The sequence below is a fragment of the Erwinia sp. Leaf53 genome (assembly GCF_001422605.1).
GTDB lineage: Bacteria > Pseudomonadota > Gammaproteobacteria > Enterobacterales > Enterobacteriaceae > Erwinia.
On the sequence record NZ_LMLK01000023.1, the window covers coordinates 445,802 to 459,387 of the forward strand.

Here is a 13,586-nt window from a genome sequence, read left to right on the forward strand (position 1 = left end):
CAGCAACAGGCTGGCTGAACCCGAAGCCCGTGTCCCGTGTTCAACGCCGTAGGCCTCAGCGTCGGATCACAAGGAGGCTCTTTCAGCCAGCGAATGTCATTACTTAATCTTCCCGTTAAGGCTCACCAGCACGATAAAGGCCGGTTCTGCGCTGGCAGGCAGCGCAATCGTGCTGCCCGGCTGGCTGGTCTCGCCGGTCAGCACGTTTTGATAGCGGCGCTGCGCCAGTTGCGGCGGCAGCGTGAGTGTTTCTGATGCCTGCCGGGTAACCGCAACGGCTGTTTCATCGTCTGCCGCCTGTTGATCTCCGTTTGCGCTTTCTGCACTGGCCCAGCGCTTATCGCCCGCCCCGGCCCAGTTCAGGTCGTCTTTATCCGCCCAGCTGGTGTCACCGGCGCCGGCCCAGCTCAGCTCATCTGTATCCGCCCAGCTGGTATCGCCAGCGCCGGGCCGCGCCGCATCGTCTGCATCAGCGCAACGGGTATCGCCGGCTTCAGCCCGGTAGATATCGTCCAGCCTCAGCCGCGGCACAATCACCACCAGCCGGGTTTCGCCCTCGCTGCGGGCAAAGGCCAGCCAGCGATCTGCCGCTGGCCCGTCGACGGTCAGCGGCAGGTAGTCGCCGTGGCGGAACAGGGCGGGGTGAGTATTGCGCAGCGCCAGCAGCGCGGCGACCAGCTGTTGTTTGAGCTGGCCATTCAGTAAGGCCGCCGGGGCTGAGCCGGGCTGAGCGCCGGCGGCTGCCGGTTGTCGCTCTGCGTTCAGCCGTTGCAGCGGGCTGAAGTCTGCCCGGTCGCTCTCTGCCAGCTGCTGTTGCAGCCGGGCGAAGTCCGGTTCGCGACGGTTATCCGGGTCGACCAGGCTGAAGTTCAGCCCTTCGCTGCCCTGGTAGATATCCGGCACGCCCGGCGCGGTCAGTTTGATCGCCGTCTGCGTCAGGCCGTTCAGCAGCCCGGCGCGGATAAACGGCTGCAGCGTGGCGTGAAAGTCCTGCAGAAATGCCCGGTTAGCCGGGTTGAGCAACTGCCGCGCGTAGCCGAGCACCGCCTGTTCATAGGCGTCGTTGGTTTCCGCCCAGTCGGTGCGTAGCTTGGCTTCGCGCATCGCTTTTTCAACGAAGGCGGTGAAGCGCTCCTCCAGCGCCTGCAGCCCGTCGGCATCTTCAGGCTGCAGTTCCGCTGGCCAGACCCCGGCCAGCGCCTGGTACAGCATCCACTCGCCGGCCGGGCGCGGCGCCGGGCCGTCGGCCAGCTGTTGCACCGCATTGTGGTTCAGCTGCTGCCAGCGCGTCACCGCCGCCGCCCAACTTTCCGGGGCTTCACTCAGCGTGTACAGGCGGGCGCGGGCGTCTTCGCCGCGTTTGGTATCGTGGGTCGAGGTGCTGGTGATGCCGTCCGGCTGCTGCTGCAGACGTTCACGCATCGCCTGATGAAACTGCCGCGGATCGAAACGACGCGGCAGCGGTTCGGCTCCCACTTCGTTCAGCGCCAGGTTCATGCTGTGGCGGAAGAACAGCGTGTCCTCCACCGATTTCGCCATCAGCGGGCCGCTGAGCTGCTGGAAGCGGGTGCGGAAGCTGTCCGCCCGTTCGGCACGGGTGGCCGCTTCGCCGCGCAGCAGCCGCACGATAAAGCCGAGCGCGTGCGGGTCGGCGGCGTGTGTGCCGTGACTGACCTGTTCCACCACGCCCGCCAGCAGCGCCTGGTCAGCCTGCGGCAGCCCGGCAGCGGTGCCGTAGGTGCGGTAGACCGGGAAGGCCAGCAGCAGCTCGCGCAGCGCGTGGCGGATCGCGTCATCGTCCGGCGCTTCCCCTTCCGCCGCGGCGATTTCCACGGCCAGGCTGAGCAGCGTGGCAAACTCGCCGGCAAAGTTGCGATCGACCATCAGCGCTCGCGCCGCCCGCAGCTCCTGCTCCATCTTCAGCGGCTGGCCGACCTGCTGCTGATAGGCGGCGCGCAGCGCGTCAATGCGCTGGCCGTTGACCAGCACGTCGGCCAGCGCCTCAATAAACTCGTAGCCGGTGGTGCCGGAGACCGGCCAGTCCGCCGGTAGCCGCTCGCCTGCGCTGAGGATCTTCTCAACCGTGATGTAGCAAGCATCTCCGGCGGCCGCGCGCAGCTGTTCCAGATAGCCTTTGGGATCGGCCAGCCCGTCAACGTGATCGACCCGCAGCCCGTCCACCGCGCCGCTATGCACCAGCTCCAGGATCAGCCGGTGGCTGTCAGCAAATACCGCAGGATCCTCCACCCGCACCCCGGCCAGCCCGGTGATTTCGAAGAAGCGGCGGTAGGAGAGTTCACCGGGGGCGTCGCGCCACGACATCAGCCGCCACGGCTGGCGATCGTGCAGCGCGGCGATCTGCGTCTTATCGGTCAGCGCCAGCACCGCCGCCTCCTGCCCCTGCCAGCTGGCCGGCGTTAACGGATAAAAACTGTCAAAATACGCCAGCGCCGGGCGGCCGCTGTGCGGATCGGCTTTGACGCTGATGTCGCCCTGTTCCAGCACCGTGGCAAAATCGTCGCCGAGAAACGGCAGCGTCAGGCGCTGCGTCCAGTCGATATCGAAGTAGCCGGCGTAGCGGCTGGCTGCGCCGTGTTCGATCACGTCGCGCCACCAGGCGTTCTCCAGCGAGGCGGCCATATGGTTGGGGACGATATCCAGAATCAGCCCCAGCCCGGCCTGCTTCAGCGCCTTAACCAGGCGATCGAAGCCTTCACGACCGCCGATGGCCGGGTCGATTTCGTTGGCGTCGGTGACGTCGTAGCCGTGGGTGGAGTCGGTGGTCGCGGTGAAGACTGGCGAGGCGTAGAGGTGGCTGGCGCCCAGCCGTTTAATATAGGGCACCAGGCCCGCCGCGCGGTCAAAGGTCATGCCGTTGCGGAACTGGATGCGGTAAGTGGCTGTAGGAATGGTCATTTTTTCTTCCCTGTTGTCAAACGCACGAGGATGCTGTTGGGCGGCAGCTCACCGCCCGGCCTGGAGCCTGCCGGCGCCGCTTCTCCAGCCTGCTGTGGCACAGCGGAACTGCCGCTGGCTTTTCCTGCCTGCTCTGGCGCAGCGGAACTGCCGCTGGCGGTTTCACCGGCGGGCCAGGCGAAGATTGTTTTACCGGGCTGGTCGGGCAGCGGTTGCGGCTTTTTACCGATATTAAAGGCCAGCGACAGCGTGCCCTGCGGCAGCGTCCAGCTGACCGCCACCAGGCCCGCTGCGGTGGTAACCACCTTGCCAGCGTTGCCGCCAGCCTGCGCCAGCAGCGGCACGATATGCTGATGGCGCAACTGCAGCAGCCGGCGGGTGAAGGCCAGCCAGGCGCGGCCGTCTTCACTGTCCGCCTGCTGCCAGTTCAGCTTCGAATCATCGAAGGTTTGCTGCGCATTCGGGTCGGGAACCGCTTCGCCCGCGTAGCCGATGTGGCCGGCAAACTCCTTCGCCCGGCCTTTGCGCACCGCCTCTGCCAGGTCGCCGTGGAAGTCGGTAAAGAACAGGAACGGCTGCGTTTCGCCGTACTCTTCGCCCATAAACAGCAGCGGGCTGTGCGGCGACAGCAGCAGCGCGGCCAGCAGCACGCGGGTACGCTCCGCTCCGGCCAGCGTTAACAGCCGTTCGCCCAGCGCGCGGTTGCCCACCTGATCGTGATTCTGAATAAAATCGACGAAGGCCAGCGGCGGCTGGCTGCCGCTGTCCACGCCGCGCGCTTCACCGCTCTGCGGCGAGACTTCGCCCTGATAAGCGAAGCCTTCGGCCAGCGATCGCGCCAGCTGGGCTTCCGGCTCGCGGGAGAAGTCTTCGTAGTAGGCGTGGGTTTCATCGGTGGCCAGCACGTGCACGGCGTTGTGATAATCATCGTTCCATTCGGCGGTGAACAGCGGCGCGCTGCCGTCGGCGTGGCGCGGGTGCAGATCGATAATGTTGCGGCAGTCTTCGGTGGTCAGGTGGATCGGCCGGTCGGTGATTTCCGCGCGGATGCGCCGGGCGATCTCCACGAGGATATGCGGCTGCGAGTCATCTTCGATCTGGTCGATGGCGTCGAAGCGCAGGCCGTCGAGGCGGTACTCCCGCAGCCAGTAGAGCGGGGCTTCGGCGATATAGCGGCGGGCGGCGTCAGCCTGATAGGCGATGCCTGCTCCCCAGGGGGTGTGGCGCTGTTTATCGAAGAAGTCCGGGGCCAGTAGCGGCAGGTAGTTGCCTTCCGGGCCAAAGTGGTTGAGTACGATATCCAGCAGTACCGAGATGCCGTGGCCGTGGGCGGCATCGACCAGCGCTTTTAAGTCATCCGGCGTGCCGTAGGCGCTGTGCGGGGCGTAGAGCAGGACGCCGTCGTAACCCCAGCCGCGGTTGCCGCCGAACTGCGATAGCGGCAGGAGTTCGATGGCGGTGATGCCGAGATCGGCCAGGTACGGTAGTTTGTCGATGGCGGCGCGGAAGGTGCCTTCAGGGGTGAAGGTGCCGATGTGCAGTTCGTAGGTGACAATCTCCTGCCACGGGCGGCCACGCCAGTCGGAGTGTTTCCAGTTGTAACCGTCTGGGTCGGTTACCACGGAGGGGCCGTTGACGTCGTGCTTTTGCGCGCGGGAGGCCGGGTCCGGGACGGTTGTGCCGTCGGGCAGCAGGTAGAGGTATTCTGCACCGGGGGAGACGCCGCTAACCTGCAGTTCGAACCAGCCGTCGGCGGCCGGGTTCATTTCACTGTTTTCACCGTTGAGTTGCAGGGTGATGTGGTCGTGGCCGGGTGCCCAGAGGCGGAACCAGACGGTGTCGGGGGCGAGGGTTTCGGCGCCCCAGCTGGTGGATACGGTTGCAGATTCCATGCGGTGGCCTCGAGGTTGTCTGATGTGGATAAAGGACGAAATTTAAGGATAGACGGTGAAATGTACAGTTGGGGGAAGGGGGGGGAAACGTTTCGGGGCAAGGGCAAGGGCAAGGGCCAGGGCAAAGGCCAGGGCAAGGGCTCGTCGCCTGTGGGATCGAGAGTGTCGGGCCTGTCAGGGCCTGTCAGCGGGCGACCCTGCGCGGGTTACCCCGCTCCGGGCTCATCCCGCTGCCCTCCCTGATAATCGGCTTTGGGGTGGGCTGGGGGAAGGGCTTGAGGCAAGGGCTAAGGCTAAGGCAAGGGCAAGGGCTGGTCGCCTGTRGGATCGAGAGTTTCGGGCCTGTCAGCGGGCGACCCTGCGCGGGTTACCCCGCTCCGGGCTCATCCCRCTGCCCTCCCTGATAATTGGCTTCGGGGTGGGCTGGGGGGTAGGGTTACGGCCTAAAGCAAGGGCTGGTCGCCTGTAGGGCCTGTCAGCGGGCGACCCTGCGCGGGTTACCCCGCTCCGGGCTCATCCCGCTGCCCTCCCTGATAATCGGCTTTGGGGTGGGCTGGGGGAAGGGCAGGGGTATGAGGGGGCTATGATTAAGGTTTGTATTTGAGGGGGTGGTCTGTTGTGGGGGCAGGGGGTGTGCCTTCAATGGCCATGCCGCCGAGGGTGAAGAGGGCGAAGCGCAACAGGCGGTTGCGGGCGTGGTTTTCTTTGGCGGCGTTGTTCTGCTGGGGGAGAGTTTTCATGGCTGGCCTTGGCGTGAGTGGGCGATAATCTTATTAAGCAGGATATGTGCCAGGGCGTTTTGGTGAGGGTAGGCAGGCAACGACTTTGTTTGTTGGCGGCACAGAGTGAAGTGGTTGCCCAGTGGCAGGGCAGATGCACCAGAATGGGGAGAATATTCAGGGTCCGGGCAGGAAAAGCCGGGTCAGACAAAGTGGCGATTTTCTGCAACGCTGCGAACGCCAGTTACATCAGCCATAGTGACACAGTCATTCAGGTGACCACGCATGAGATCCTTTTTCTCAACGTTCCGGGGGCGATCCTTTGCCAGTGGGGGAAAAAGAACGGTAAACAAAGGGTTAAATGGCGTCTCAGGGGGCGTTGAAACGCCTTAATGTGCCAGTTCGCACCATCGGAGCTTTTCAGGTAAAACTTGAAAAGTGTGGTTGCCCGGCGTAGATTTATTGAACAGTTGACGATGGCGTCAGCGAGCGTGACGGGTCTTACATGGGTAGGACATTCGCCTGGTACAGGGGTATCAGGCTAAGGTGGAAGTATGTTACATAGCGAAGCCAGGGCTAAGAGCGAGCGCTCAATTCAGACGATACGCGATAATACGCGAGTCATTGATACTATTGAGCCGAGGCCACTGTTTTCTGACACTATTGAAGTTCGCAGAATGCTCAGCCGTACGCACAGAGATTCGCAACACTTCATTGTGACATTGTTAAGCGATATGAAGCGTGCGAATGACACTAAAGTGGTGAAACCATTTGCAGAAGTTGCCATTCGCGGTGACAGATTACGTTTTACCGTGAAGCCGAAGAAGCAGTACCCAGAGATGTGGGTAAGTGATGAGCTTCTGCACCAGATCGAGGTGTCGGTCGCTTCTTTTATGAAGGACTATTTCGCGACGAAAATTTATTTCAGCGATACAAAGGCTAAGGATAGCAAAAAGGAATGTCACCCTCTTTAATCGGCGATACTTACGCTAAAGACCTCTCAACGCTCCCGTCTTTCCATGGCGGGAGTTTTGTTTCAAATACCCTCTACTTCCTAATCCCTGATGATGTCATTGTTTGCAAATTGACCGAAACGACTTATGACGGTGCAGACTTTGATCATATTGCTGCGGTTGAAGAGGTCGGTTTTCACTCTGTGGATTTCATCGCTTCGTACATTGATGAACTCAGAGATGATGGCAAAGATGATGATGAGATTGTCAGGCAGATACTTGATCTGGGAATGATTGATGAAACGCGTAGCATTACGATAGCTCGTTTTGCCTACGATAATTTTTCTTTCCTACTTCGTGACGGTGTGGTGGCTGAAGGTAAGCAGATCAGGGGGGCATTTGTCACTCCTCAAAAAGCGGGTGAAGGTCTTGCGGGACAGGTTTACAGACAACTGACTCTGCTGCACAGTCACCTGGCTTGTGATAACAGCCAGACGCCTTTTGGTGCCGTTCTGTGGGCAGTTACCGTAAGAAACGTTGTTGGTCGGGTTGATACTTACAATGTTGCTCAGCAGAGCTATGTCGAAGAGCTCGGCCCGGGTGCTGTTGGTGTAAGGGGTTGTGTACCGTGGGATATCGGAAAACTCAATCCGGCCAGTTTGGGAAAATGGGCTTCCTATCCGTTCAGTGGAACGATACACCATTGTTACTATCTCGTACTGATTATCTCTGCCTGAACCCGCTTCAGTGGTTTTTTCCACCTTTCAATTTTTCCTTAATCAGTTAACGGGAAATTTCTACACGACTAAAGAACTATAGTTATCATGCATTTAGATGCCGGGTCTTTCACGTCTGATAGTGGCTGACTTATGACGCCGGATGCCGGGTATGACCGTGTAAAGGCACGGATCGACAACTGTTACAGCTGATTTATGGCAGAGTGGCCGCGCTAAAAATGGCAGGGGATGTCAACCGCGCTCAAATGGGTTGATGCTGCTTATTTTCGCGTTATTCAGGCTCTCTTCGGGTCAATTTTCGCTACAGTTTTAAGGTATGTAAGATGCGTATTGGCGTAGTGATAGCCGCCGCGGCGGTGTTGTGTTTACTGGCGGGCTGTGATTATCCTCAGCAGAAAGCCGAATCGAAATCCTGGGTGCTGGAAGGCAAAACCATGGGTACCTTCTGGCGGGTGAGCGTGGCCGGGGTGGATGCGCAGCGGCGCGAGGCGCTGCAAAAGGCGGTGCAGCAGCAGCTTGATGCGGATGACCGCGAGCTGTCGACGTGGAAGAGCGATTCGCTGCTGTCCCGGTTTAATCAGTATCGCGGCAGCGAGCCGTGGCCGGTAAGCAATAATATGGCGGATATCGTGACGGTGGCGCTGCGTATCGGCCAGCAGACGGCGGGCGCGATGGATATTACCGTTGGGCCGCTGGTTAATCTGTGGGGGTTCGGGCCGGATAAGCAGCCGGTGAAGACGCCGGATGCGGCGCAGATTGCGGCGGCGAAGGCGCTGACCGGGCTGGCGCATCTGCAGGTGATTAACCGTGCCGGGCAGGCGTATCTGCAGAAGGATCTGCCGCAGCTGTATGTCGATCTCTCTACCGTTGGCGAGGGGTTTGCCACCGATCATCTGGCGCGGCTGATGGAGCAGGAGGGGATCAATAACTATCTGGTGTCGGTGGGCGGTGCGGTGCTGACCCGGGGCGTGAACGGGCAGGGGCGCGGCTGGCAGGTGGCGATCCAGAAACCCACTGACCAGGAGAACGCGGTGCAGGCGGTGGTGGATCTGCAGGGGCACGGCATCAGCACCTCCGGCAGTTATCGCAACTATTATGAGCTGGACGGCAGGCGTATTTCGCACGTGATCGACCCGGCCACCGGCCAGCCGATCCAGCATAAGCTGGTGTCGGCGACGGTGATCGCCACTACCGCGCTGGAGGCGGACGGCTGGGACACCGGGCTGATGGTGCTGGGCACCGAGCGGGCAAAGGCGCTGGCGCTGCGCGAGAAGCTGGCGGTGTATCTGATCTATAAGCAGGGCGACCAGTTTGCCAGCTGGATGTCGCCACAGTTCAGCGCATTTATTCAGCCGCCGGCGCGGCAGTGAGGAGGGGTAATGCTCGATCTGTTTGGTGACGAAGAGCCCTGGGCCGAGCCGCTGGCGGAGGGGGCGGTGCTGCTGCGCCGTCGCGCCCGCGAGCAGGCGGGGGCGATACTGGCGCAGGTGCAGCAGATTGCCGCGCAGAACCCGTTCGTGCACCGCTTTACGCCGGGCGGCCAGCGGATGTCGGCGGCGATGACCCACTGCGGTGATTTTGGCTGGGCCTCCGAAAGCCGGGGCTATGGCTACGCTGAGCCGCGCAGCGATGCCGGGCGCTGCCCGCCGATGCCGGTGCCGTTCCGCGAGCTGGCGGTAAGCTGCGCCCGGGAGGCGGGATTCAGCGGCTTTAACCCGGACTTCTGCCTGGTAAACCGCTATGAGCCGGGGGCGAAGATGGGGCTGCATCAGGATAAGGATGAACGCGATCTGCGCCAGCCGATCGTCTCGGTGTCGCTGGGGCTGCCGGCGGTGTTTCTTTTTGGTGGCTTTGAGCGCACGGATGCCACGCAGCGGCTGCTGCTGGAGCATGGCGACGTGGTGGTGTGGGGCGGGCCGTCGCGGCTGCGCTTCCACGGCATCCTGCCGCTCAAGCCGGGCAGCCACCCTGACGCCGGGGCGTTTCGCTACAATCTGACCTTCCGCCGCGCCCGTTAACCGCGGCAGGATTTCCTGGAATACGAATAGTTATTGCTATCGAAAAGCATCTCATTAAACTGCAGGCTGCTTTTTACCAGCCGGGATGTTTTTATGGAGTTGCTGCACGTCGTTTATAAACAGTATCGCTGGCCGTTTATTGCGGTCATCGTGCTGAGCCTGCTCAGTGCGGCGTTAGGGATCGGTATGATCGCCTTTATCAACCGCGAACTGATCGTCAATCTGAACACCTCGCTCAGCGTGCTGCCGAAATTCCTCGGACTGCTGCTGCTGCTGCTGGCGGTGACGCTGGCCTCGCAGCTGGCGCTGACCATGCTCGGCCACCACTTTGTTTATCGACTGCGCGGCGAGTTTATCAAGCGGATCCTCGATACCCGGGTGGAGCGTATTGAGCAGATCGGCAGCGCGCAGCTGCTGGCGGCGCTGACCAGCGACGTGCGGGCGATAACCATCGCCTTTGTGCGCCTGCCGGAGCTGATTCAGGGCATTATCCTGACCGTCGGCTGTGCCGCTTATCTGGGCTGGCTGTCGTCGAAAATGCTGCTGGTGACCTCGGTGTGGGTGGCAATCACCATCATCGGCGGCTGGCTGCTGGTGGCGCGCGTCTACCGCCACCTGGCCACGCTGCGCGAGACCGAAGACCGCCTCTACACCGACTATCAGACCATTATTGAAGGCCGCAAAGAGCTGGCGCTGAACCGTCAGCGCGCGCAGCAGATTTTTGACGACGTCTACGGCGAAGACGCGCGCACCTACCGCCACAATATTATCCGCGCCGACACCTATCACCTCAGCGCGGTAAACTGGTCGAACATCATGATGCTGGGGGCGATCGGCCTCGCATTCTTCCTGGCGAATACCCTGGGCTGGGCGGATACCGCCGTCGCGGCCACCTACTCGCTGACCCTGCTGTTCCTGCGTACGCCGATGCTGTCTGCGGTGGGCGCGCTGCCGACCCTGCTGACCGCCCAGGTGGCGTTTAATAAGCTGGAGACGTTCAGACTGGAACCCTATAACGCGGCCTTCCCGCCGGCAACGGCGGCACAGCCTTGGCAGACGCTTGAGCTGCGCGATATTGTGTTCCATTACGGTGACAACGGTTTTGCCATCGGTCCGATCGATATGACCCTGCACCGCGGCGAGCTGGTGTTTCTGATCGGCGGCAACGGCAGCGGTAAATCGACGCTGGCGATGCTGCTGACCGGCCTCTACCAGCCGGTTTCCGGCCAGATCCTGATCGACGGGCATCCCGTCGACCTGAACGACCTGGACAACTATCGCCGCCGCTTCTCGGCGGTGTTTACCGACGTGCACCTGTTTGACCGGCTGATTGGCCAGCAGGGCGAAGCGGCCGACCCGCAGCAGGTGCAGGCGTGGCTGGAACGGCTGAAGATGCAGGACAAGATCCAGCTGGACGGCAACCGTATCCTCGACCTTAAGCTGTCGAAGGGGCAGACCAAGCGCCTGGCGCTGCTGCTGGCCACCGCCGAACAGCGCGATATCCTGCTGCTGGACGAGTGGGCCGCCGATCAGGATCCGCACTTCCGCCGCATCTTCTATCGTGAACTGCTGCCGTGGCTGCAGGGGCTGGGAAAAACCATTATCGCCATCAGCCACGATGATCACTACTTCCAGCACGCCGACCGCCTGCTGGAGATGCGCGACGGCCAGCTCAGCGAGCTGACCGGTGCCGAGCGTGAGCTGGCGACGCTGGACGCGGTACAGCGTACCGATACCGGCGAATAAACGTGAACCTGCCTGGGCTGCCAGGCTGGTAACGGAACGGACCCGGAGACCGGAATAAGCGTGAATCTGCTAACCCGCTAACCGAGCGGCTCCGCAGACCTGGACCAGTGCGTTACGCGTTCTGCCGCAGGGGGGAACCGGGCGGGTAAACGGCGCACAATGGCGCTAGCGGCTGAGCGCATAACCTCAGCCACTATTGTTATTAGTCAGCGGGTTAGCAGGGGAGTATGCTGTTTTTAACGGCGCTGCAAACGCCGTTAACTTCCCTGAACTTTCTCGTCGTCTTGCCAAATGGTTATAACCGGCTGTTCACTTTGAACCGCCGGTTTTTTTATGCGCGAGGGAAATAAAAAAATCCCGGCGAGGCCGCCGGGACTGGAGTTACAGCACTTTATCCAGAAAGCGCCGCGTGCGCGGGTGCTGCGGCTGGTTCAGCACCTGGCGGGCGTTGCCCTGCTCGACGATCTGGCCGTCGACCATAAACACCACGTGGTCGGCCACTTCGCGGGCAAAGCCGATTTCGTGGGTGACCACCACCAGCGTGGTGCCGGAGCGGGCCAGCTTTTTGATGGTATCCAGCACTTCACCCACCAGCTCCGGATCCAGCGCGGAGGTGGGTTCATCAAACAGGATCACCCGTGGGTCGAGCGCCAGCGCGCGGGCGATGGCGATACGCTGCTGCTGGCCGCCGGAGAGGTGGCGCGGCCAGGCGTCCGCCTTATGGCGCAGGCCGACCGCGTCCAGCAGTTCACCGGCGCGTTCAATCGCCTGAGCGCGGTTCATCTTTTTGTGCACCAGCGGCGCTTCAATAATGTTTTCCAGCACCGTCAGGTGCGGGAACAGGTTGAAGTTCTGGAATACGTAGCCAACCTCGGTGCGCTGCTTCAGGATCGCTTTTTCCTTCAGCTCGTAAAGCCTGTCACCCTTGCGGCGGTAGCCGATGTACTCGCCGTCGATGCGGATAAAGCCCTCATCCACCCGTTCCAGGTGATTAATCGCCCGTAACAGGGTGGATTTGCCGGAGCCGGACGGGCCGAGGATCACCGTCACCGAACCCGGCGGCAGCTCCAGCGATACGTCGTCCAGCGCCTTAAAGCGGCCGAAGTGTTTGCTGACGTTGGTGATGGAAATATGACCACGCGTCGTCTGCGGCTGAATGGCAATAGCTTCTGACATGGTTAGCTCCTCAACGGGGTGATGTTGGCTTCAGGTCGGCGCTGAAACCAGCGGCGGCGCGGGGTGGAGGATTCACGGGTGGCGCTGCGCGCCAGCCAGCGTTCAACGTAGTGCTGGAACACCGACAGCACGGTGGTGATCAGCAGGTACCAGACGGCGGCGACCATCAGCAGCGGGATCACCTGCTGGGTGCGGTTGTAGACCATCTGAATGGTGTAAAACAGCTCCGGCATCGCCAGCACGTACACCATCGAGGTGCCCTTGGCGAGGCTGATAATTTCGTTAAAGCCGGTCGGGATAATCGAGCGCAGCGCCTGCGGCAGGATAATGCGCAGCGTGCGGCGCGACGAGGGCAGGCCGAGCGCGGCGGCGGCTTCAAACTGGCCCTGATCGACGCCGAGAATACCGCCGCGAATGATCTCTGCGGTATAGGCGGACTGCACCAGCGTCAGGCCGATCACCGCGGTGCTGAACTGGCCGAGGATATCGATGGTCTGGTATTCCGCGAACTTCAGCGGGGTAAAGGGAATGCCCAGCGACAGCGTGTCGTACAGATAGGAGAAGTTGTAGAGGATGATCAGCACCACGATCAGCGGCAGCGAGCGGAACAGCCAGATATAGCCGAACGCCATGCCGGAGAGCAGCCACGACGGCGACAGGCGCGCCAGCGCCAGCGCGCCGCCGAACAGGATGCTGAAGACGGTGCCGAGCAGGGTCAGCAGCAGCGTCTGCCCCAGCCCGCTGAGCACCGCCGGGTTAAAGAACCATTTGGCAAACACCCCCCACTCCCAGCGCGGGTTGAACGCCACCGACTGAATCACTACCGCGAGAATAAACAGCGCCAGAAACGCGCCCAGAATGCGCAGCGGATAGCGCGCGGGCACCACCCGCAGATGTTCATGATGCTTCATCGACGGCCTCCGTCAGCACGTTATCGCCCAGCGGCTTGCGAAAGCGCAGGCGGCCGTCGTGCGGCGGCAGGCTGTACTCCACCGGATCGCGGGTGATATCAAACTGCGGCTGGTAGCCGTAAGAGAGGTACAGGCGCACCGCCTCCGGCTGGCGGAAGCCGGTGGTCAGAAACACCTGGCGGTAGCCGGCTTCCAGCGCGCGCCGTTCCAGCTCAACCAGCACCTTCTGCGCCAGCCCCTGGCGACGCAGGTCGCCACGGGTCCAGATGCGTTTCAGCTCGGCGGTCACGGCGTCATAGGGCTTGTAGGCCCCCATGGCGATAATTTCGCCGTCGCGCTCCAGCACGATAAACAGCCCCTGCGGCGGCAGATACCATTCGGTCAGCTCAACTTCGGCATGACGCGCAAAAAAATCGCCGTAGCGGGCGCTGTACTCATCAAACAGTCCCGAGATGATCGGCGCCAGTTCTGGCGCCTCCGGGGAGAGCTGACGAAACTGTTCGTGGCTCATTGCGGCC

Annotated in this window: 11 protein-coding genes; 5 read left to right on the forward strand and 6 right to left on the reverse strand. The window is 61.8% G+C overall.

The genetic code is table 11. The features are described from left to right. Positions 1–99: 99 nt before the first annotated feature. The 3 genes from treY to ASF13_RS24500 all read right to left on the reverse strand — a co-directional run bounded on the left by treY (position 100) and on the right by ASF13_RS24500 (position 5,548). Positions 100–2,916 (reverse strand): malto-oligosyltrehalose synthase, encoded by a 2,817-nt coding sequence (gene treY / locus ASF13_RS18250; protein WP_072166429.1) that lies wholly within the window; start codon positions 2,914–2,916, stop codon positions 100–102. After that, positions 2,913–4,808, reverse strand: a complete 1,896-nt coding sequence (gene treZ / locus ASF13_RS18255; RefSeq protein ID WP_082502380.1) for a malto-oligosyltrehalose trehalohydrolase — start codon at positions 4,806–4,808, stop codon at positions 2,913–2,915. The genes treY and treZ overlap by 4 nt, the downstream gene beginning before the upstream one ends. Positions 4,809–5,395: 587 nt before the next feature. Then, on the reverse strand, positions 5,396–5,548 hold the full coding sequence (locus tag ASF13_RS24500) for a hypothetical protein (RefSeq protein ID WP_156365619.1): 153 nt from the start codon (positions 5,546–5,548) through the stop codon (positions 5,396–5,398). A 533-nt stretch (positions 5,549–6,081) separates the two neighbouring features. Between ASF13_RS24500 and ASF13_RS18265 the strand changes: the two genes are divergently transcribed. From ASF13_RS18265 to ASF13_RS18285, 5 genes are all read left to right on the forward strand, one after another. Next, on the forward strand, positions 6,082–6,501 hold the full coding sequence (locus ASF13_RS18265) for a hypothetical protein (RefSeq protein WP_056239616.1): 420 nt from the start codon (positions 6,082–6,084) through the stop codon (positions 6,499–6,501). Then, positions 6,486–7,217, forward strand: coding sequence for a hypothetical protein (locus tag ASF13_RS18270; protein WP_056239620.1), 732 nt, complete (start codon positions 6,486–6,488; stop codon positions 7,215–7,217). Before ASF13_RS18265 ends, ASF13_RS18270 begins: the two co-directional genes overlap by 16 nt. 323 nt (positions 7,218–7,540) lie before the next feature. Beyond that, a complete protein-coding gene (gene apbE / locus ASF13_RS18275) occupies positions 7,541–8,587 on the forward strand; it encodes an FAD:protein FMN transferase ApbE (protein ID WP_056239624.1) in 1,047 nt (348 codons plus the stop codon). Between the two features lie 9 nt (positions 8,588–8,596). Continuing rightward, a complete protein-coding gene (alkB, locus tag ASF13_RS18280; protein ID WP_056239628.1) occupies positions 8,597–9,235 on the forward strand; it encodes a DNA oxidative demethylase AlkB in 639 nt (212 codons plus the stop codon). Between the two features lie 93 nt (positions 9,236–9,328). Continuing rightward, positions 9,329–10,981 (forward strand): multidrug ABC transporter permease/ATP-binding protein, encoded by a 1,653-nt coding sequence (locus ASF13_RS18285; protein ID WP_056239631.1) that lies wholly within the window; start codon positions 9,329–9,331, stop codon positions 10,979–10,981. 381 nt (positions 10,982–11,362) lie between these two features. On the opposite strand, the gene ASF13_RS18290 is transcribed toward ASF13_RS18285, so the two are convergent. From ASF13_RS18290 to ASF13_RS18300, 3 genes are read right to left on the reverse strand one after another with little or no spacing between them, the layout of a single operon-like run. Continuing rightward, positions 11,363–12,157, reverse strand: a complete 795-nt coding sequence (locus tag ASF13_RS18290; protein ID WP_056239634.1) for an amino acid ABC transporter ATP-binding protein — start codon at positions 12,155–12,157, stop codon at positions 11,363–11,365. A 2-nt stretch (positions 12,158–12,159) separates the two neighbouring features. Continuing rightward, on the reverse strand, positions 12,160–13,068 hold the full coding sequence (locus ASF13_RS18295) for an amino acid ABC transporter permease (protein ID WP_056239636.1): 909 nt from the start codon (positions 13,066–13,068) through the stop codon (positions 12,160–12,162). Next, positions 13,055–13,579, reverse strand: coding sequence for a GNAT family N-acetyltransferase (locus ASF13_RS18300; protein ID WP_056239640.1), 525 nt, complete (start codon positions 13,577–13,579; stop codon positions 13,055–13,057). The genes ASF13_RS18295 and ASF13_RS18300 overlap by 14 nt, the downstream gene beginning before the upstream one ends. Positions 13,580–13,586: the final 7 nt, after the last annotated feature.

Excerpts from the sequence above, each read along its gene's own strand:
- treY (WP_072166429.1), bottom strand. The coding sequence starts at position 2,916 with ATGACCATTCCTACAGCCACTTACCGCATCCAGTTCCGCAACGGCATG.
- treZ (WP_082502380.1), bottom strand. The coding sequence starts at position 4,808 with ATGGAATCTGCAACCGTATCCACCAGCTGGGGCGCCGAAACCCTCGCC.
- ASF13_RS24500 (WP_156365619.1), bottom strand. The coding sequence starts at position 5,548 with ATGAAAACTCTCCCCCAGCAGAACAACGCCGCCAAAGAAAACCACGCC.
- ASF13_RS18265 (WP_056239616.1), top strand. The coding sequence starts at position 6,082 with ATGTTACATAGCGAAGCCAGGGCTAAGAGCGAGCGCTCAATTCAGACG.
- ASF13_RS18270 (WP_056239620.1), top strand. The coding sequence starts at position 6,486 with ATGTCACCCTCTTTAATCGGCGATACTTACGCTAAAGACCTCTCAACG.
- apbE (WP_056239624.1), top strand. The coding sequence starts at position 7,541 with ATGCGTATTGGCGTAGTGATAGCCGCCGCGGCGGTGTTGTGTTTACTG.
- alkB (WP_056239628.1), top strand. The coding sequence starts at position 8,597 with ATGCTCGATCTGTTTGGTGACGAAGAGCCCTGGGCCGAGCCGCTGGCG.
- ASF13_RS18285 (WP_056239631.1), top strand. The coding sequence starts at position 9,329 with ATGGAGTTGCTGCACGTCGTTTATAAACAGTATCGCTGGCCGTTTATT.
- ASF13_RS18290 (WP_056239634.1), bottom strand. The coding sequence starts at position 12,157 with ATGTCAGAAGCTATTGCCATTCAGCCGCAGACGACGCGTGGTCATATT.
- ASF13_RS18295 (WP_056239636.1), bottom strand. The coding sequence starts at position 13,068 with ATGAAGCATCATGAACATCTGCGGGTGGTGCCCGCGCGCTATCCGCTG.
- ASF13_RS18300 (WP_056239640.1), bottom strand. The coding sequence starts at position 13,579 with ATGAGCCACGAACAGTTTCGTCAGCTCTCCCCGGAGGCGCCAGAACTG.